At 31.4% G+C, this 18,615-nt stretch carries 19 protein-coding genes; 11 read left to right on the top strand and 8 right to left on the bottom strand.

Annotation, left to right across the window (positions count from 1 at the left end):
- Window positions 1-251 precede the first annotated feature (251 nt).
- On the bottom strand, window positions 252-1,976 hold the full coding sequence (sulP, locus tag J8M14_RS04935; RefSeq protein ID WP_211073722.1) for a sulfate permease: 1,725 nt from the start codon (window positions 1,974-1,976) through the stop codon (window positions 252-254).
- Between the two features lie 119 nt (window positions 1,977-2,095).
- Between sulP and J8M14_RS04930 the strand changes: the two genes are divergently transcribed.
- The 4 genes from J8M14_RS04930 (at window position 2,096) to J8M14_RS04915 (ending at window position 6,701) form a co-directional block, all read left to right on the top strand.
- The gene (locus J8M14_RS04930) at window positions 2,096-2,851 is read left to right on the top strand and encodes a sulfite exporter TauE/SafE family protein (protein WP_211073466.1); all 756 of its coding nucleotides are present in this window, start codon (window positions 2,096-2,098) and stop codon (window positions 2,849-2,851) included.
- 176 nt (window positions 2,852-3,027) lie between these two features.
- Window positions 3,028-3,831 (top strand): MBL fold metallo-hydrolase, encoded by an 804-nt coding sequence (locus J8M14_RS04925; RefSeq protein WP_211073465.1) that lies wholly within the window; start codon window positions 3,028-3,030, stop codon window positions 3,829-3,831.
- A gap of 69 nt (window positions 3,832-3,900) precedes the next feature.
- On the top strand, window positions 3,901-5,313 hold the full coding sequence (locus J8M14_RS04920; protein WP_247672549.1) for a pitrilysin family protein: 1,413 nt from the start codon (window positions 3,901-3,903) through the stop codon (window positions 5,311-5,313).
- Complete coding sequence (locus J8M14_RS04915) at window positions 5,310-6,701, top strand: pitrilysin family protein (protein WP_211073464.1); 1,392 nt, start codon at window positions 5,310-5,312, stop codon at window positions 6,699-6,701. The genes J8M14_RS04920 and J8M14_RS04915 overlap by 4 nt, the downstream gene beginning before the upstream one ends.
- An 84-nt stretch (window positions 6,702-6,785) precedes the next feature.
- Here J8M14_RS04915 and J8M14_RS04910 read toward each other — a convergent pair whose 3' ends face one another.
- Window positions 6,786-7,235 (bottom strand): cold shock domain-containing protein, encoded by a 450-nt coding sequence (locus J8M14_RS04910; protein WP_211073463.1) that lies wholly within the window; start codon window positions 7,233-7,235, stop codon window positions 6,786-6,788.
- A 345-nt stretch (window positions 7,236-7,580) separates the two neighbouring features.
- Between J8M14_RS04910 and J8M14_RS04905 the strand changes: the two genes are divergently transcribed.
- From J8M14_RS04905 to J8M14_RS04885, 5 genes are all read left to right on the top strand, one after another.
- Complete coding sequence (locus J8M14_RS04905) at window positions 7,581-8,138, top strand: pseudouridine synthase (protein ID WP_211073462.1); 558 nt, start codon at window positions 7,581-7,583, stop codon at window positions 8,136-8,138.
- Window positions 8,139-8,255: 117 nt separating this feature from the next.
- On the top strand, window positions 8,256-9,389 hold the full coding sequence (locus tag J8M14_RS04900; RefSeq protein WP_211073461.1) for a helix-turn-helix domain-containing protein: 1,134 nt from the start codon (window positions 8,256-8,258) through the stop codon (window positions 9,387-9,389).
- Window positions 9,390-9,479: 90 nt separating this feature from the next.
- Complete coding sequence (locus tag J8M14_RS04895; protein WP_211073460.1) at window positions 9,480-10,073, top strand: YceI family protein; 594 nt, start codon at window positions 9,480-9,482, stop codon at window positions 10,071-10,073.
- Window positions 10,074-10,195: 122 nt separating this feature from the next.
- Window positions 10,196-10,624: an SRPBCC domain-containing protein gene (locus J8M14_RS04890; RefSeq protein WP_211073459.1), complete on the top strand. Its 429-nt coding sequence runs from the start codon at window positions 10,196-10,198 to the stop codon at window positions 10,622-10,624.
- Complete coding sequence (locus tag J8M14_RS04885) at window positions 10,614-10,937, top strand: metalloregulator ArsR/SmtB family transcription factor (RefSeq protein WP_211073458.1); 324 nt, start codon at window positions 10,614-10,616, stop codon at window positions 10,935-10,937. The genes J8M14_RS04890 and J8M14_RS04885 overlap by 11 nt, the downstream gene beginning before the upstream one ends.
- A gap of 15 nt (window positions 10,938-10,952) precedes the next feature.
- On the opposite strand, the gene J8M14_RS04880 is transcribed toward J8M14_RS04885, so the two are convergent.
- The 4 genes from J8M14_RS04880 to J8M14_RS04865 all read right to left on the bottom strand — a co-directional run bounded on the left by J8M14_RS04880 (window position 10,953) and on the right by J8M14_RS04865 (window position 13,461).
- Window positions 10,953-11,348, bottom strand: a complete 396-nt coding sequence (locus tag J8M14_RS04880) for an STAS/SEC14 domain-containing protein (RefSeq protein ID WP_211073457.1) — start codon at window positions 11,346-11,348, stop codon at window positions 10,953-10,955.
- Window positions 11,349-11,612: 264 nt separating this feature from the next.
- Entirely contained in the window at window positions 11,613-12,218 is a 606-nt protein-coding gene (locus tag J8M14_RS04875) for a hypothetical protein (RefSeq protein WP_211073456.1), read from the bottom strand.
- 3 nt (window positions 12,219-12,221) lie between these two features.
- Window positions 12,222-12,710: a sigma-70 family RNA polymerase sigma factor gene (locus J8M14_RS04870; protein ID WP_211073455.1), complete on the bottom strand. Its 489-nt coding sequence runs from the start codon at window positions 12,708-12,710 to the stop codon at window positions 12,222-12,224.
- Window positions 12,711-12,813: 103 nt separating this feature from the next.
- Window positions 12,814-13,461: a hypothetical protein gene (locus J8M14_RS04865; protein ID WP_211073454.1), complete on the bottom strand. Its 648-nt coding sequence runs from the start codon at window positions 13,459-13,461 to the stop codon at window positions 12,814-12,816.
- A gap of 312 nt (window positions 13,462-13,773) precedes the next feature.
- Here J8M14_RS04865 and J8M14_RS04860 point away from each other — a divergent pair, with 312 nt between their 5' ends.
- Window positions 13,774-15,009 carry a response regulator gene (locus tag J8M14_RS04860; RefSeq protein ID WP_211073453.1) on the top strand — a complete coding sequence of 412 codons (1,236 nt, stop codon included), beginning with the start codon at window positions 13,774-13,776 and terminating at the stop codon, window positions 15,007-15,009.
- Window positions 15,010-15,021: 12 nt separating this feature from the next.
- Here J8M14_RS04860 and J8M14_RS04855 read toward each other — a convergent pair whose 3' ends face one another.
- Complete coding sequence (locus J8M14_RS04855; RefSeq protein ID WP_211073452.1) at window positions 15,022-15,975, bottom strand: M23 family metallopeptidase; 954 nt, start codon at window positions 15,973-15,975, stop codon at window positions 15,022-15,024.
- 329 nt (window positions 15,976-16,304) lie between these two features.
- Here J8M14_RS04855 and J8M14_RS04850 point away from each other — a divergent pair, with 329 nt between their 5' ends.
- Window positions 16,305-17,135 (top strand): OmpA family protein, encoded by an 831-nt coding sequence (locus J8M14_RS04850; protein WP_211073451.1) that lies wholly within the window; start codon window positions 16,305-16,307, stop codon window positions 17,133-17,135.
- 49 nt (window positions 17,136-17,184) lie between these two features.
- On the opposite strand, the gene J8M14_RS04845 is transcribed toward J8M14_RS04850, so the two are convergent.
- Window positions 17,185-18,402 carry a class I SAM-dependent rRNA methyltransferase gene (locus J8M14_RS04845; RefSeq protein WP_211073450.1) on the bottom strand — a complete coding sequence of 406 codons (1,218 nt, stop codon included), beginning with the start codon at window positions 18,400-18,402 and terminating at the stop codon, window positions 17,185-17,187.
- Between the last annotated feature and the right edge of the window lie 213 nt (window positions 18,403-18,615).

Here is an 18,615-nt window from a genome sequence, read left to right as displayed (position 1 = left end):
TCAACATAAAGGTAAATATTTTTTTTAGAAGTTTAACTTTTAGTTTATAATCTATTAACGAGTTAATCACCTAAAGATCACAAATACTATGTTTTTATTGTATTATCTTTAAAAATCTAAATTTTTCATTCTTCAGATTCATAAATCTATATTTTGTCCTTACTTTTTATTAACAAAAGATTAGCAAATAGCATCCTAAAGATGTTACGTCTACAAAATAGTTGCGTGCCAAATAATAAGTAGTAATGCCTCTAATCTAAAAAAGATCTTCTTTTATTAAATTGTGTAGCAGCTTCGAATTGTTTTTTATAATTTGTTTTATGCTCTGTAAAGGCTACTGCATCCGAAATATTTAAAAAATAATGTTGTGTTCCCAATGTATCTGTAAAACCTGATCGCTTTAAAAAATCACGAACAGGACCAATTGCACCAGTGATTATAAATTGAATTTTAGAATCATTAAGATATTTATGAATATCCTCCAAAACATGAATTCCGGTACTATCAATGTCGTGCATATTTGTTGCGTCTAATATAAAAAACTCAGGCTTAGGGACTCTTTGAGAGATAAAATGGATCACAGAGTCTTTAAAATAACTGGTATTACCGAAATACAACTGGTCATCAAATCGTATAATTAAGTTTTTTTCGGATTTTATGGCATCTGGAAACCTATTGATATTTCGATAATAATCCGTCTCAGGAATGTTCACTAACTCTGCTATATGAGGCCTGGAACTGTAATATTGAAGAAATATAAAGGAAAGAATAACCCCTATAAAAATTCCATTTTCTACTCCCAAAATTAATGTTCCAACAAAAGTAATGATCATTACAATGAAATCTCTTCGTCGTAATGTTAGTAGATATTTGGCTTCACTAATATTAATCAACCCAAATACTGAAATCAGTATAATGGCAGCAAGTACTGCTTTTGGCACATAGTAAAATAGAGAAGTAAAAAATAATAATGAAACAACTACCATAATAGCTGCTATTACTGTAGACATTGAAGTCTTACCTCCTGCATCATCATTAATTGCTGAACGGCTATAACTCCCAGAAGTTGGTATTGCTTGAAAAAAAGCACCAACAACTTTTGCAATTCCTAAAGCAAATAACTCTTGATTAGGTCTTACAATATGATCTCTATTTTTCATTTCCAGAGATTTAGCTATTCCTATACTCCCCACATATCCGATAAAAGTAACTGTCAATACCGAAGGTATTAGTGCGATCATTGTGTTATAATTCATCTCAGGAACAATAAAAGAAGGTAATCCTTTTGGCACTTCTTTGATTACTGCAACGCCTTGATTATCAAGACCAAAGAAGTAAGTAATTAAAGTAGTGATTACTAATATAAAAAGTGCCCCGGGAAAGGAACGTTTCCATTTTTTAAATAATATCATGGTGATAATGGAAAGTGAACACATAACAAAAGTCACCCAATGTATTTCTGTAATATGTGTTACAGCATACCAAAACGTTTGATAGGTATGGTTATAATCTGGAATTTTAAAACCTAATGCTTCTTCGAACTGAGAAACAATAATAATGATGGCCGCAGCAGAAATAAAACCAGAAATTACAGGCTGAGAGATTAGATTTACTAAAAACCCCATTCTTAATACGCTCATTACTATCTGTAATAAACCAATCAAAAGTCCTGAAAACAATACTAAAGAAGTAAACTCTTCAGTAAACGGTGTTGCAAGTTGACTAACTCCACTCATAACTAATATAGCAGTTACTGCAACTGGGCCGATGCTAAGTTGCCTAGAAGTACCAAATACAGTATACAGGATTAATGGTATTAGACATGCATATAAACCATAAATAGCTGGAGTTCCCATCAGTAATGCATATGCCATTGCTTGCGGAATCAACACCACCCCTACCGTTACACCAGCAATTGCATCAGATCTTAATGTCAATGATGTATAACCTTTCAGGACTTGTAATACAGGAACTATTTTATGTAAAGTTTTAACAGGAATTATTTTTTGGTTGATACTGTAAATCTACAATAGTTTGATTGTTTATACCAAACGTTTTTTATCGAAGTGAACTTTTTACTTATTTTTGGAGGTCTATGAACGAAACATTACTTCTACTATTACTCGCAACTGTTGGTTTTATAGCTGGAGTAGTTAACACTCTAGCTGGCGGGGGTTCTTTACTAACATTACCAATGCTCATTTTTATGGGATTACCTCCTGCTGTAGCAAATGGAACCAATAGAATTGGAATTTTTATTCAATCCATTACCTCTGTAGCTGGTTTTAGGAGTAAAGGCATAAAACCTTCTGTTTTTAGTGTTTATCTTGGGATTTCAGCCTTAATAGGTTCCATTATCGGGGCACAAATTGCTGTAGATATTAATGATGAGATATTTAATAAGATTCTTGCTGTTGTAATGGTTACAGTTATATTTTTTATGGTTTTTAAACCTAAAGTAAATTTAGAGAATGTAATTGAACGTACAAAAGGTAAATATTTATGGCTATCCATATTAGCTTTTTTCTTTATAGGAATCTATGGCGGTTTTATCCAAGCTGGTGTTGGAATATTTATCTTGCTTGCATTGACTTCAATTAATTATATAGGATTGGTCAAATCCAATGCTGTAAAAGTGTTAGTCGTTTTTATATATACTATTGGAGCTTTAGCTATATTTATTTACAACCAACAAATTGACTATCTATATGGTTTAGTATTAGCTGCGGGTAACGCTTCAGGAGGATGGATTGCCAGTCGATGGTCTGTTAAAAAAGGTGATGGATTAGTCAAATTTTTTCTAATTGTTATGGTAATTGCGATGGCTATTAAGCTTTGGTGGAATCAATAGATGACTTTTTATAGCGCTAATCTCGTCTGTGATAAGTTCTGACTAACTATTTTGTTTTCGACTTAACAGACTCTTCAAAATAGAGTCCCACTTAGTTAATCTTACATTAAAAGTTTTTAAGGCTAAGGTTCATTTTTTAAATTGAAAATGTAACTACTTTACTAAAACTCATTAAAATGAAACTTTACAACTTATTATTTATAACTCTTTGTCTACTGTTCATTAGCTGTAAAAACACTCAAAAAGAAGATAATTCCTCTGAAAAATTGACTTCTGAAACTATTGAATCTAAAATCAATGAAAAATTTCCGGAAACTATTAAAATCATCCCAATTGAACACGCTTCGACTATTATAGAGGCTGAAGGAGTGTCTATCTATATTGATCCAACCGGAGGAGCTAAACCCTATACAAAGATGAATAAAGCTGATATGATTCTCATTACAGATATACATGGGGATCATATGAATACTGACACTTTGGATAGCTTGGATTTAGCTAAAGCAAAAGTTATTGTTCCAGCTGCTGTAGCAGAAAAACTACCTGCAAAATATACAGAACAACTTGTTATTATTAATAATGGGGAAACTAAAGAAATAAAGGGTGTCACTATAGAAGCAATCCCGATGTATAATTTAAGGGAAGAAGCTTTAAAATTTCATGATAAAGGAAGAGGAAATGGTTATGTCATTACAATTGCAGGTGAGCGTTTGTATTTTTCTGGTGATACAGAAGATATTCCGGAGATGAGAGCTCTTAAAAATATAGATCGAGCTTTTGTTTGTATGAATCTTCCGTATACAATGACTGTAGAAAGTGCTGCAGATGCAGTTCTAGAATTTAAACCAAAAAGTGTATATCCCTATCATTACAGAGGAACCGAAGGGCTAAGTGACGTAAGGAAATTCAAAGAAATTGTAAATACCGGAGATAAGTCGATAGAAGTAATACAATTGGATTGGTACCCAAAAATGAAATAATTTGTAACGAAAACCATTTATAATAGTCCAATTGTAAACAAATAATTATTCATCTTAATATATCAAAAAATGAAGCTTACATTAAAATTAGCCTTATTTCTTTGTGTCAGCACCATGATTATGAGCTGTAAAAAAGACAAAGGCGATCCTGTAACTGATGAAACCACAACAGAAGTTACAGCTTTTAAAGTTCCTGTAGAGTATTACAAACTAGATAACGGACTAAAAGTAATTCTTTCGCAAGACAAGACCTCTCCTACTGCTATTGTTGCAGTTTATTACAACATTGGTTTCAGAAATGAGCCAAAAGATCGTACCGGGTTTGCACATCTTTTTGAACACATGATGTTCCAGGGGTCTCAAAATCTTGGAAAAATGGAATTTATTCAACTTGTTCAAAAAAACGGTGGTGTATTAAACGGTTCTACCCGTTTTGACTTTACTAATTATTTTGAGATTGTACCTGCACATAAATTAGAAACTATGTTATGGGCAGAGGCTGATCGAATGAAAGGACTAGCTATCACACAGGATAATCTTACCAACCAACAAGGTGTAGTAAAAAATGAAGTAAAAGTTAATGTACTAAATCAACCTTATGGGGGATTCCCTTGGTTGGATATGCCACAGTATGCTAATACGAATTGGTATAATGCACATAATTTTTATGGTGATTTAAAAGATCTTGATGCTGCTAACCTTGAGGATGTAGATAATTTTTTTAAAACTTTCTATGCTCCAAATAATGCTGCCATCTCTATTGTTGGAGATTTTGATATGGCTGAAACCAAAGCCTGGATTGAAAAGTATTTTGCAAGTATTCCTGCTTCAGAATTACCAGAAACTCCGGATATTTCTGAGCCTAAACAAGAAGAACAAAAAGAATTTGTAAAGGACGATGCCCTAGCAAACAAGCCCGCTATCGCCATAGCATATCATATGCCAGAGCGTAGTACACCAGAATATTATGCAATGGGATTATTAGACCAGATATTAGTGCAAGGAGATAATTCTTTACTTACGCAAAAATTAGAAAAAGAAAAAGGATACACCTCAGGAGTTGGTGGAGGTATCAATTATCTTGGAAATATGTTTAATTACAAAGGCCCCATGCTTTGGATGTATAATTTCACCTATGATAATGAAACATCCAGAGATGATGTACTTGCTGCGATTGAAGAAGTAATGACAGAAATTGGTAATGGAGTATCTCAAGAAATGATCGATAATGCTATTGTAAAAATACGTTCGAGTTTATATGATGACCTTGGTGGTACTTTTGGTTTAGGAAGAGCAGATTTATTATGCAGTTTTGCATTATTTGATGACAATCCTGAAAGAATTAATTCTATTGAAGATGAGTTCAAAAAAGTTACACCTGAGTTAATTAATAAAACGGTGAAAGAGTATCTGAGATCAACAAATAGAACAATTCTAACCGTTAACCCTCTATTAGCTAAAACTGAAAACACACAGCCATGAAAAAGAACATATTTATTATAACCTTGTTGTTTTTAACAACTACCCTTGTTACATCACAAGAAAAAGAAACGCCGCCAGAAGGTTCCAACCCAAAAGGTTTTACATTACCCAAAAAAGATGTTGTTAAGTTAGATAATGGATTAACTTTAGTAATGATTCCTTATGGATCTATACCAAAATCTACTATCAGAGTAAGTATAGAAACCGGAAACATTCATGAAAAAGAGAATGAAATATGGTTATCGGATCTGATGGCTGATTTATTGGAGGAAGGTAGTACTACACTAAATGCAAAACAAATTGCCGATAAAATGGCAGGTATGGGTGGAAACCTGAATATAGGAGTTAGTCCACATCATACTAGTTTGAACTGTTCGGTTTTATATGAGTTCACTCCAGATGCTTTAGCATTAATTTCTGATGTAGTCAAAAATCCGGCCTGGCCAGCTTCTGAACTAGATCGTCTAAAAAATAATATGAAGCGTAATCTTACAGTTCAATTATCAAGGCCACAAGCACAAGCATCTAAAGAGTTTTTTGCAAACCTTTATCCTAATCATCCTTATGGAAATATATATCCCACAGAAGAGATATTGAATTCCTTTACTATCGAGGATGTAAAAAAGTTTTATGCAGAAAATATTGGCGCTAAACGAACTACAGTATATGTGGCCGGTAAATTTGATAAAGATAGAGTAATAGAGACAGTTAAGACTTCTTTTTCTGATATGGTTAGTGGTCCAGAACCGAACTATCCAACTGCACAGGAGAATACTGAAGTAATCGCTAAAATTATTGATCGACCAGAAGCTCCACAATCTACAATTTATTACGGATTACCGGTTGCTGATCCTTCTAGTGAAGATCACATTGCATTAAGTATAACTAACTCACTACTTGGTGGGTCCTTTGGTTCTAGAATTACAAGTAATATCCGTGAAGATAAAGGATATACTTATTCTCCAAGAAGTACCCTAAACAATAATTATAAGTCTAGCCTATGGTTTGAAGTTGCTGATGTAACTACAGAACATACAGGAGCCTCTCTAGATGAGATTAATAAAGAAATTAGAAGACTTCAAAATGAGGCTCCTTCTAAAGAAGAATTAGATGGAATCAAAAATTATGAATCCGGAATTTTCGTATTACGTAATTCTACTCCTGGTGGAATAATCAATCAATTAGAATTCCTGGATATGCATGAATTAGATGATTCGTACCTAGTAAATCGAGTGAAGAACATTCATGCAGTTACTCCTGAACAGGTTCAGGAAATGACTAAAAAGTATATCAACCCAGAGAAAATGACCTTAGTAATTGTTGGGGACAAAAATAAAGTTCAACAGCAAGTGCAGGAAATTGTAAAAACAAAGTCTTTAAAACAATGATTTAGTATTTAAAACTATTGAAACGAAAAAGGTTTGGTAATTTACCAAACCTTTTTTGTTTTTATCTTTTCTTATTACAAGAAACTAGACCTTTTTAACACGAACAGCATTCATGCCTTTTAAACCTTTTTCTAATTCAAAAGTAACTTTATCTCCTTCTACAACTTCTTGCATAAGGCCGTTTACATGAACAAAAAACTTCTCTTGAGTGTCTTGTTCATTTATAAAACCATAGCCTTTAGAATCATTAAAAAAGGCTACTTTCCCTTTTCGAATAGGATCAACCTCTATCTCTTCTCTTTTAGGAATTCCTATTTCAATATGCTCTGCCTTGACTTTTTTCTTTTTTGATGGATCTGGAGGAGTATCCGTAAGATGCCCATTTTCATCAACATAAGCTATCATATTATCAAACCCGCTACCTTTTTTTGAATTTGCTTTGCGTGCTTCCTTCTTTTTTTGTTTTTCTTCTCTTTTCTTTAATTTCTTCTTTTCTTTTTCAATTTTACTAAAAGTCTGCTGTGATTTCGCCATTCGTTTTACTAATGTTTAGGATCTTAATAGGTACAAAATATATTAAGATAAGTTATAAATAGTCATTGGAACACTAATAGAATAATTGGCGAATTTTATCTTTTCAGATTGATTAACCGAACGATGCACTCAGCATTGAACAATAACTTGGAGCATAATACATATAAAATATGAGTATTCATAATTTACATCAAAATTTATAATTTCATTTATATTTTATTCAAAAACCAAAATAATACCCTCATTAAATCGTAATAAACCTCGATTCTATACATTTGTTCTATTTATTTGGAAGAATTTGATTTTATGAAAAACTGCAATATAAAGCATCAACATACTCATTTCATGATATACAAACCCTATGGTTATCTTAGTCAGTTTGTTAATAATGGTCAGAAGCAGAATTCTAAAAAACTGCTTGGCGAATTAGGAGAATTTCCGGAAGGAATTATGGCTATTGGTAGACTTGATGAGAAATCAGAGGGGTTGTTGTTATTAACAACAGATGGAAAATTAAGTAATGATATTTGTAGCGGAAATATTGAAAAAGAGTATTATGCTCAATTAGATGGGGATATTTCTATAGAAGCTATTCAGAAAATAACAGAAGGTGTAGAAATTGGTTTTAATGGTAAAAAATATATTACAAAACCGTGTAAGGCTTTTAAATTAAAGCAAACCCCTAATTTTCCTAAAAGGAATAAGAAAATTAGAGATGATAGACACGGCCCTACAAGTTGGGTATCTATTACTCTAAATGAAGGTAAATTTAGACAAGTAAGAAAAATGACTTCTGCCGTAGGTTTTCCCACTTTAAGATTAGTACGAGTAAGAATTGGAAATGTATACCTGGGTGCCATGCAAATCGGAGAGGTGAAAAAGCTTATTCAGGTTGATATATAAAAACCTATAAAGATCTGGCAAAATGTATTGTATTTTTTTAGATATACATCTTCTCAGATTAGATTACACTAATATTATCAACTTAGAATTCATATTTTTGAAACTCACTTATATTTCATGAAACTAGACTTTTGGTCCTTATTTATATTTATAATTATAGTTCAGGGTATTTTTGTTCTATCAGTATTATTTATTTCAAAAAAAAAGAGGTCTGTAAAAAGTAATACTTATTTATCATGTATAATTTTAGTATTTATCTGGTTTTTATCAGAATTCTTATCCATCAGAAATACCTATGATGCAGGTCTGGATATATTTTATGGAACTCGGTATGGTTCATGGTTTTTATTGGGACCATTAACCTTTTTTTACTTTAAATCAATTACGGATTCATCCTGGCGATTTTCACTAATACAATTAATCCACTTTACTCCTTTTCTGGTTTTTGTTATAATAGTTCCATTGGTTAGTAATGATTCTCTAAGTGTAAGACAAATTACCTATGGAATGTTGGCAGTTTTTGATCATAGAAAAAAAACGGTTACTTCTTTTGAGTATCTATATTCGTTTATTTTCTTCTGTCAATTTATTCACTTCGCTCTCTATTTAGTAGCTAATCTAAAAACCATTAAAACATATACAGATCAATTAAAGTCAGAACATTCAGCTGCTAATAATATAATCTGGTTGAGGGTATTCAATGTTTTGTTAATTTTAGTACTGATCCTGGCATCTGTCTATCTATATTTACTTTTTGTTTCGGATTTATATAGAAGGTATTTGGATTATATTTATGTATTACCGATGGGAATATTTATTTATTCCATTGGTTATAAATTGTCTGGAATAGAATGGTTATCTGTAAACTTTAAAAACACCAAATACACCACATCTTCTTTAAAGTCTAAAGATAAAGCGTTATACACTTCCTTACTTAGAGACTTTATGATACGACAAAAACCATATCTAAAGAATGACCTGAGAATAAAAGAGTTAGCAAACCAAGTAAATATTAGTAGTCATCATTTATCCCAGGTGATTAATGAAAATCTAAACCTGACATTTTTTGATTTTGTAAATCAGTACAGAGTGCAGGAAGCAAAAAGTCTAATTGTTTCCAAACCTCACTTAACACTACTTCAAGTTGCTTTTGATTCCGGTTTTAATAATAAAACTTCATTTGTAAATGCTTTTAAAAAATTCGAAGGTAAAACCCCATCTACTTTTCGAAAAGGAAATGTTTCAGCCTAAAAACCATTAAAATCTGGCAATCTTTATAACTATTGTCGAAATTAATTAGATAACAAGCTATCATTGAGTTTTAATCTAAATTATAAAACAATGAAAGCTAAATTTATTATTCCATTAATTTTATGTATTACATTCATCTTCTCCGGTTTTAATAACAATCCAACCAAATATACCCTGGATAAAGGGCATACCTATATTGGGTTTGACGTAGAACGTTTTATGGTAGGAGAAGTGTCGGGCAGGTTCAATGAATTTTCCGGAAACATTTCTATTGAAGGTGAAGATTTCACAACATTACAGGTTCAGGTAAGTATTAACACGAAAAGTTTAGATACAAATAATGAAACCAGAGATGGTCATCTTAAAGGAGAGATGTGGCTTAACACAGAAGCGCATCCTGAAATTAAGTTTTCTTCAACTTCGGTGATTAAAAATGTGGATAATTCCTATGTTATGAAAGGAAACCTGACTATTTGTGGAATAACTAAAAGTATCGAATTCCCTATCCAGCTTATGGGCCCGCTTAAAGATCCTACCAAAGTAACTTCGATTGGCATCAAAGCGGATCTGGTAATCAATAGATTTGATTATGGTATACAATTTAATCGTAAAATGGATAACGGATCTTTTTTTATTGGCAATGAAGTGAAAATAAAAATACGAGCTTTAGCAATACATAAATAGACTACTCACCTATTTATCAAAAGTTAAATACTTATTAATACGCAACTAAAAAGTTGCGTATTTTGTATTGTTTTATATATTTGCAACCATATAGTTGCATATTAATCATAAAATAAACACCAATGAAAGATGTAATCACTAAAGAACACGTATTCAAACATTCTATTGATAAAGTATGGAATGCAATCACCAAACAAGAAGAAATATCAACTTGGTTTATTCCGGCAGATTTTAAAGCACAACCAGGATATCAATATACTTTTACTGCTCCTAAGGAACAAAATTGTACACAAATTAAAGGAGAAGTAAAAAAAGCTGACCCATACACTCTGGTTTACACTTGGGTTGTTGCCGATACAGATACCGAAACCACAGTAACTTGGGAGTTAGAAGAAACCAAGGAGGGTACAAAACTTTATTTAGAACATTCAGGTATATCCAATTATCCAGGTGAAACCGCAGTTAATATGTTTAATAGCTTTAATGGTGGTTGGGACAATTGTATTTCGGAACTTAGCCAATATTTAACTCTAGAAGTTCATGCAGGATAAAATCACCAAAATTTTAAAAGCAATTGCTGATCCAACAAGGCGTGAGATCTTTCACGCTTTGGTGGTTGCAGCTACTGCCCTACCTATTACACAAATATCCAATCAATTCGATATTAGTCGTCAAGGGGTTACAAAACACCTTAAAACTCTAGAAGATGCTGGTTTGGTAAAAATTGATACTAAAGGAAGAGAACGTTTCTGTTATGCTAATGCAAAACCATTACAAGAAGTTAATCAATGGCTTAAATTTTATGAACAGTTCTGGGGTGATGCTTTGGGTAACTTAGGTAATTATCTAGATAGTCAAGCATAAATTAAAATTCCGTATTTATCTTAATCGTTTTTTTACCCAGTTTACGGCATCATCTAGTTGATCAAACATTTTAATATCTTCATAAAAAAATATGTTTTCTATCTTAACACTTTCTTTTTGAAGTTCATTATAAGTTACTACTGCAAATGCTTCCATATTAGGAAAAACATCTTTAATTTTTCTATAATCTATAGGCTTAACAGAATATGAATTTACTCTGTGCGATATATACCCAAAAGAACGATCCCCAAAGTGTAAATTTGTAAACACGGAGAGTTCTTTTGCTTTTTCATGACTAAAACAAAATCCTTCTGCTACTTCAATAATCATATAATCTTTATGGAAAATTACTTTTCCCATTTCTAGATTATACACCTTTACTACATCCTCTTCATTAATAGGGTTGGGCATTCCTAAATTCTATTTAGCATAAGGGTAATTCTAATTCAAGGGGAAATTACCCTAATACAATTTATCCGACCGCGAAACTAAATAAAAACCTGATACAAAAAATATTTTTATGATTTCGATAACAATAGTTTATGATTTTAACTTCACATAATGAATCAAAACTCTTTATTTACAAATAACACAGTTTAATATATTGACCTTCAACAGAAACCCCTTAATCCTAAAAAATAGATTAAGGGATTCGTTTTTTGATTGATGTGTTTTTTACTCTTCTAAATCTTTAATCAAGTTTTCGGCTTCAATTATATTTCTGTTATAGGATTTATACACCCATTTAGAGAAAAATATCATAAATACAACGGCTAAAGGTATAGAAATCAGAAAAGGCCATATTTTTGTGGTCTCTGTAAACAAGTCCTTATTGTTAAGTAGTTTAGTAGTTACGGGCATAATGGCAAACATTAAAATAAAACCCAAATAATATCCCAGTTTCATTGATGACTGAAATCTTTTTTTACCTTTAGCATATTGCATTAAAGTATCCTTATAATCATTCTCTGCTATATTCAATTTACGCATTCTAAAAATTGATCTCAATGATAAAACTGGTAATATTAATAAAACAACAACTGATATTAACCCGGATAGTAATGTATACCAATTATCTAATTTACCTATGTTTATTAAAATCAATATGGCAACTCCATAACAAATAATAGTTCCTAATATTTCTGGATACGCAATTCTATTCCACTTTTTTTTATACTTTTCTTGTGTCATCATAATTATCATTTTATCTGTTAACTTTTTTTGTTTTTCTAGCTGACTACTTAGATCCGCCCAAACTGCTTGCATTTCTTCCAATTCCATAATTTAGTTTTTAACGATTTGTGACTTCAATTTACTTTTGATCCGTGATATTTTGGTTCCTACATTACTAGCTGATAATCCAGTGATCGAAGCTATTTCTTCATACTTTTTCCCTTCTAGAAGTAACAACATCAATCCTTTTTCTAGTTCATTAAGTCCTTGGATATGACTATAGAGTATTTTTAATTTCTCTTCAAACTCTGTATCGTAGTATTCTGTCTGCTTCATAATTACTTTATCAATACCTACTTGATTCCCTTTTCGCTTTTCTTTTTTCAATCTAGTGATTGCTGTATTTAATGCTACTCTATACATCCACGTACTTATTTTGGAGTCACCTCTGAATCTGTCAAAAGCCTTCCATAACTGATATACGATTTCTTGATATAAATCTTTTTGATCTTCCCGGTTATCTGTATATACCGTGGTAATTTTGAAAATAACACCTTCGTTATCTTTTATGATTTGGGTAAATACGGATTCTTTACTCATCAAGTATTTGTTTTACCTATTAGTATAGAATAATTAATAAAAATCACAGATTTCTTAAAAAAAAGAAAACTTATTTAAAAGTAAAATAAAAGAGTGTAGCTGATTAGTCCTTTCGAACAATCATACTGGCTTTTCCGCCTGTTAGGAGATTCCACTGATTGGCTGTAATCATAATACCCTGATCATCATACAAATGAAACTCTGCGGTGTTTGGAGAACTTTCACCTTCATTTAGGGCTAAAATGTCAATTTTGTTTAACCCTTTAACCATATTAATTTTAATTCGTTGATGAGCATTGGTTAAAAAAGCACCAGACTTGATGATATCACCATTAATAAAAATACGTACTACATCACCATCTTGTTGCCCATGATCCCTATAAACCAGGTGAATAAATTGACTATTGCTTTTAAAATCACCAAAATATTGATCCATTTCACCTTTTCCAGCTATATCAGCATCTTTTTTAAACCATCTTGGTGTTGCTTCTGCTTCTGGATCTAAAAGACCATTATCTTCATTCATACTAAAAGGTCTCTGGGTACGATTAAAACCTAATGAATCTCGTAAAGAAGTAAATAAATTGAGATCTTTTTCTGAATTAGAAGTATTGAGTCCTTTTGATAAACTAAATTTATTGGTTTCCTCATTATTTTTTGCATCAATTCTCAGAGAGGTAGAATTTTCTACCTGGGCTTGGAGCATACTGCCGGAAAAAAATAATATGAATACTACTAATATAGGTTTCATAACCTTGAGGCTTAGTCAAATTATAAAGCATAAAGATAGCTAATCTATAAAATTCGTGGTGTTAAATACCCAAAAAATCTTAAAGATCAACCATCATTCTATTAATAAAGACGTAATGAATTAACAATAATTACAATTAAGCTACAAACTTTGATAAAACATCTGATTTTAGTGAGATCTAAGCACAAGTTAATTTCATTTTTTACGTTAATAATAAGATTTATGTATTAAATATTGAATTCGCGTTAAGAAATTATTAAATAAGCTTGTTAGATAAAGCTTATCTTTCTTACTTTGCCTAAAAAAGTAGCTATGATATATTATATATTATGTGGTTTTCTTTTTGCTATTGCTTTGTTTTTATGGATACGTTGTCGTGGAATAAAATCAAAACTAAAATCCAAAACCAAAGAATTAGAATCTATTCAACAAAATACTGAAAAGGAGTACCAATTTCAGCAAGATTTTATTACCTCACTTAGTCAGGAATTAAGAACACCGCTTTATGGTATAATGGGTCTTACCAATTTATTAACCGATGAGCATCCAAACTTAAAAGATAATAAAAATCTAAAGTCATTAAAGTTTACTAGCGACCATCTATTATCTTTAATCAATAATGTACTACAGATCAACCATATAGACCAAAAAGAGATCGAAGCTCATAAAACTTCATTCAATTTAAGAGAGCTTACTGATAACCTTATCAACTCGTTCAGTTATGCAACTGAAAATAGTGATAATACATTACATTTTGAATTTGATTCTGAAATAGACCCTCTATTATATGGCAATCCAGCAATTTTATCTCAAATATTAATTAATTTTATTAGTAATGCATTAAAGTTCACCAAAAATGGAAATATTTATTTCTCGGTTAATCTCATAAAGAAGAAAGAAAACATTAATAATATATCTTTTAAGGTAAAACATGATGGTAATGAAGTTTCTAAAGAAGATGAAAGATCGATATATAGAGAATTCATGAACGTTCGCAAAGCTAAAAAATCATACTTAGGTACTGGTCTTAACTCTACTATTGTAAACAGACTGGCTGAGGCTCTTGGTGGCGAAATTATGAAAAGTAATAATGCTCAAGCTGGATCAGAATATGCATTTGTAGTTGATTTTGAAGGTCAAAAAGATAGTCCGAATGAAATTACTGCTAAGGATGCAAAAAATAAAATATTAATTGTAGATGATAATAAACTAAATCTTTTGGTGGCAGACAAAATGTTATCCAAAGAAAACTTTAATTGTTCTACCGTTGATAATGGTTTTGATGCTATTACTATGGCCAGGGATAATAGATACGATATTATTCTTATGGATATAAATATGCCAAAACTTAATGGGATCGGAACTACTAAAAGAATTCGAGAGTTTGATGTAAAAACCCCTATCATAGCATTGACAGCAGTAGACGTTACTCAGTTAAACAGACAGATGATGCAAGCAGGCTTAAACGACTATATACTAAAGCCTTATGAAAAGAATTTATTATTAGAAATGATAAAAAAACATTTAGGAGAGCCTGCAAAAAATTAAGTTCTCAGATTTTTAGTTTCCCAATATAATTTGTTGACCAACTTTTAGAACAGAATTATACTTAATAGAATTTATTTTACAGATTTCAGCAACTGCTAATCCGTGTTTATTAGCAATACGATGAAGAGTATCACCCTTTCTAACGGTATAGATTTTCTTTAATTCTTCTTTATATTTTTGCGCTTCCTCTATGGTTTTGAAAACAATAATCTTACTTTTCCTCGTAGATCTATGATATCTGGGATTTATCCATTTTCTAGTAACGTATAATGAATCAGAGCGTATTTTAGTTTCTGGTGTGAAATCAAATAGATATTCAGGATGTATGCTTTTTCCGTGATATCTAATTTCTAAATGTAAATGACTGCCTCTCGCATTTCCGGTTACACCTCCTATGCCTATAGGGTCTCCTGCTTTAACTTGATCATTTTCTTTAACCAGATATTTTGACAGATGAGCATATACGCTCTCTAACCCGTTATTATGTCTTACTATGATCGTTTTTCCGTGACCTCCATGATATCCTACATATCTGATTTTTCCGTCAAGAATAGATTTCACATTATCACCTATCTGAAGATCAATATCAATACCCTGATGAGGCCTGCCTCTTCTCCAACCATAACGAGACGTAACGACCATTTTTCGATCTACTGGTGATGCAAATTCCGTTTCGCTAAATATTAATTGAAAAGGAGTGGCAGGGCTTTCTCCTCTAAATGGATTAAATTTTTGATTATCCCATTTTATAACATATTCGTTGACTTTATTTTCTAAAGAAACTATAGAAAAAGAATCGACCAAAGTACTAATATGATTTTCTTGATAGATCGGAAGATACATGATCTCTCCGTCCAGTACTAAACTTTTATACTCAATTGCCTGGCTTTCTTGTGAAAATATACTTAAACAAGCTACATAATTAAGTAAACAAAAAAACACAAGCCTTTTATGAAATAACAACATTAATAATGTACATTTTAAAAAATTAGAGTAGAGTTTGGGCTTGATACAATTTTTCTATAACTATGACGACAAAAATAACAACTTGTTACAATAAACAAGCTATTATTTTAGAATAAAAAACACGACATATTATTTACTTCATTAAAAATCAAATAATTACGTATATTTAAGGATGCAGTTTTTCCACACTATGCTTACGGGATACTTTTAATAGAGAAATTTATTAACAATTTTTAAGAATTTGATGTGAAAAAATTAGTAGGTCACTTGGCAATAAATGAAACATCTCTTAGTTAAACATACCGAATAACAAGATTAATTAAATAACCATGAAAAAATCATTCGTATTAATTGTATTAGGGGCTCTAGTAATGACTTCCTGCGTATCTAAGAAAAAGTATGTTGCTTTAGAACAGCAGCTGCAGGATACACAAAGTAATTTACAAAGAACTACAGTAGAAAAAGAAGAGTTAGAATCTAAATTTGCTAAAATTGAAGCAAGAGTAGCTGATTACAACTCTAAAATCAATTCTTTGACAGAGTCTAACAACGAAAAAATGGTAATGGTAGATGATCTGGCAGTGATCTCTAACAATACTAAAGAAAAAATGAGAGCTACATTAGCCAATGTAGATGCTGAAAAACTTCAGGGAGCTAGAACATTAAAAGATTCTATGAATCTAGCAGTATCTCATAACCTTAAGAGTTCTTTGGACGACAATCTTAAGGAAGATGAAGACATCTCTATAGATATTGAGAATACAGTAGTGATGATCTCTATTTCTGATAAGATGTTGTTTAAAACAGGAAGTTATAGAGTTAGTGATAAAGCTAATAATGTGCTACAAAAATTAGCAGATGTAATTAACTCTGAAGAAAGTATCGAAGTAATGGTAGAAGGACATACAGATCCTCGAACAATCAGCACTCCGGTATTAGAAGATAACTGGGATTTAAGTGTTAAAAGAGCTACATCGATCGTGAGAAAGCTTGAAAAGAAATATAGCGTTGATCCTGCTAAACTAATAGCTTCAGGAAGAAGTAGTCACAAACCTTTGGTTTCTAATGATACTGAAGAAAATATGGCAACAAACAGACGTACTAGAATTGTTTTGTTACCAAATTTAGACAAGTTCTTTGCAATGCTTTCTTCTAACTAAGAAAAAAGTATTAGGATAAATAGGCTATTTGTGGCGTACCACAAATAGCCTATTTTATTTTATAATAACCACATTTTAGATATGCTCCCTCAGGAAAAGTGATTGGATGATCAATATCATGTTTGGTTTTTTCCAGAATACTGAAATACCTTCCTGAAGCCAGAATGTTTTCTTCAGAAATTTCGAAGAATTCTTCTGCAATTACCCTTGACGAACAAGAAGCTAGTATTAAAATCCCATTAGGCACAACTAATTGGACTCCTAATCTTGCTAATCTTGCATAACTATTCTTTGCTTTTAGAATTTCACTTTCACGTTTAGCAAATGATGGTGGGTCAATAACCACAATATCAAACTGTTTTTTTTGATTAATTAAGCTTTGTAATCCTTCAAAAGCATCAGCAACCATAATACTATGATTTCCTTTAACATTATTCAATGAAGCATTATTCTGTGCCATTTCTAAAGCTTGTCTACTAATATCTAAGCTTATTACATCTTTTGCCCCACCTTTTAAAGCATGAACAGAAAACCCTCCCGCGTACGAGAATACGTCTAGAACAGTCTTTCCTTTAGCCAACTCCCCTACTCTTTTTCGATTATGCCGATGATCCAAAAAGTATCCGGTTTTATGTCCTTTAATGACATTAGCAGAAAATAATACACTATACTCTCTAAAAATAACTACCTCACTATCCAATGTACCAAAAATTACTTGTCCATCATGTAGTCCAAAAGTTTCTCCTTTAGTCTGTAGTAATCGACTTAATCTTAACACCACAGTTTTACATCCGGAAATCTCAATTAAGATAGAAATAATCCAGTTTAAATACGGAAACCAAATATGCGAGTACAGTTTTACAACTAAAACATGATCATATACATCGGCAATTAAACCAGGTAGATTATCATTCTCTCCATATATCAATCGATAACTATTGGTATCTGTTTCCAGAAGTGATTTTCGTATTTCGTAGGCTTCGGATATTTTAGAAACAAACCATGCATCATTGATTTGAGCAGATTTCTTAAACTGAATAAGTTTAACTCTTATAGGTGAATATGGATCATACAAACCACAGGCAAGAAAATTATTTTTTTTATTATCATAAATAATTACCAAGTCTCCTGCATTGCCATCATCTACATTAAGCTTAGTAATACTATCCTGAAATATCCAGGGATGACCACGTTTCACCATTTTTTCTGCAGATGGTTTTAGCTTCACTGCAATTCGTTTTGTAGGTATATTTTCTAGAATATTCATTATTGGCAAGAATAACAATATTTTTTATATTTCAGCATAAAAAAAGCACTTATCCCAAGATGTATCCGGATAAGCGCTCTTAATGTAACGTTCTAACTTATAGTATAGTAAAGAAAGTTTTATAATTAACTCTTTCCTTTAAAAATGATACGGTTTTAAAAAAGCATTTTTCGCGAGAAGTATCAGGATAAACGCCTTTTACGCATCATTTAT

The sequence above is a fragment of the Aquimarina sp. MMG016 genome, assembly GCF_018100805.1.
GTDB lineage: Bacteria > Bacteroidota > Bacteroidia > Flavobacteriales > Flavobacteriaceae > Aquimarina.
The sequence above is the reverse complement of the archived record's forward strand: the minus strand, read 5'-3'. Positions and strand labels throughout refer to the sequence as shown.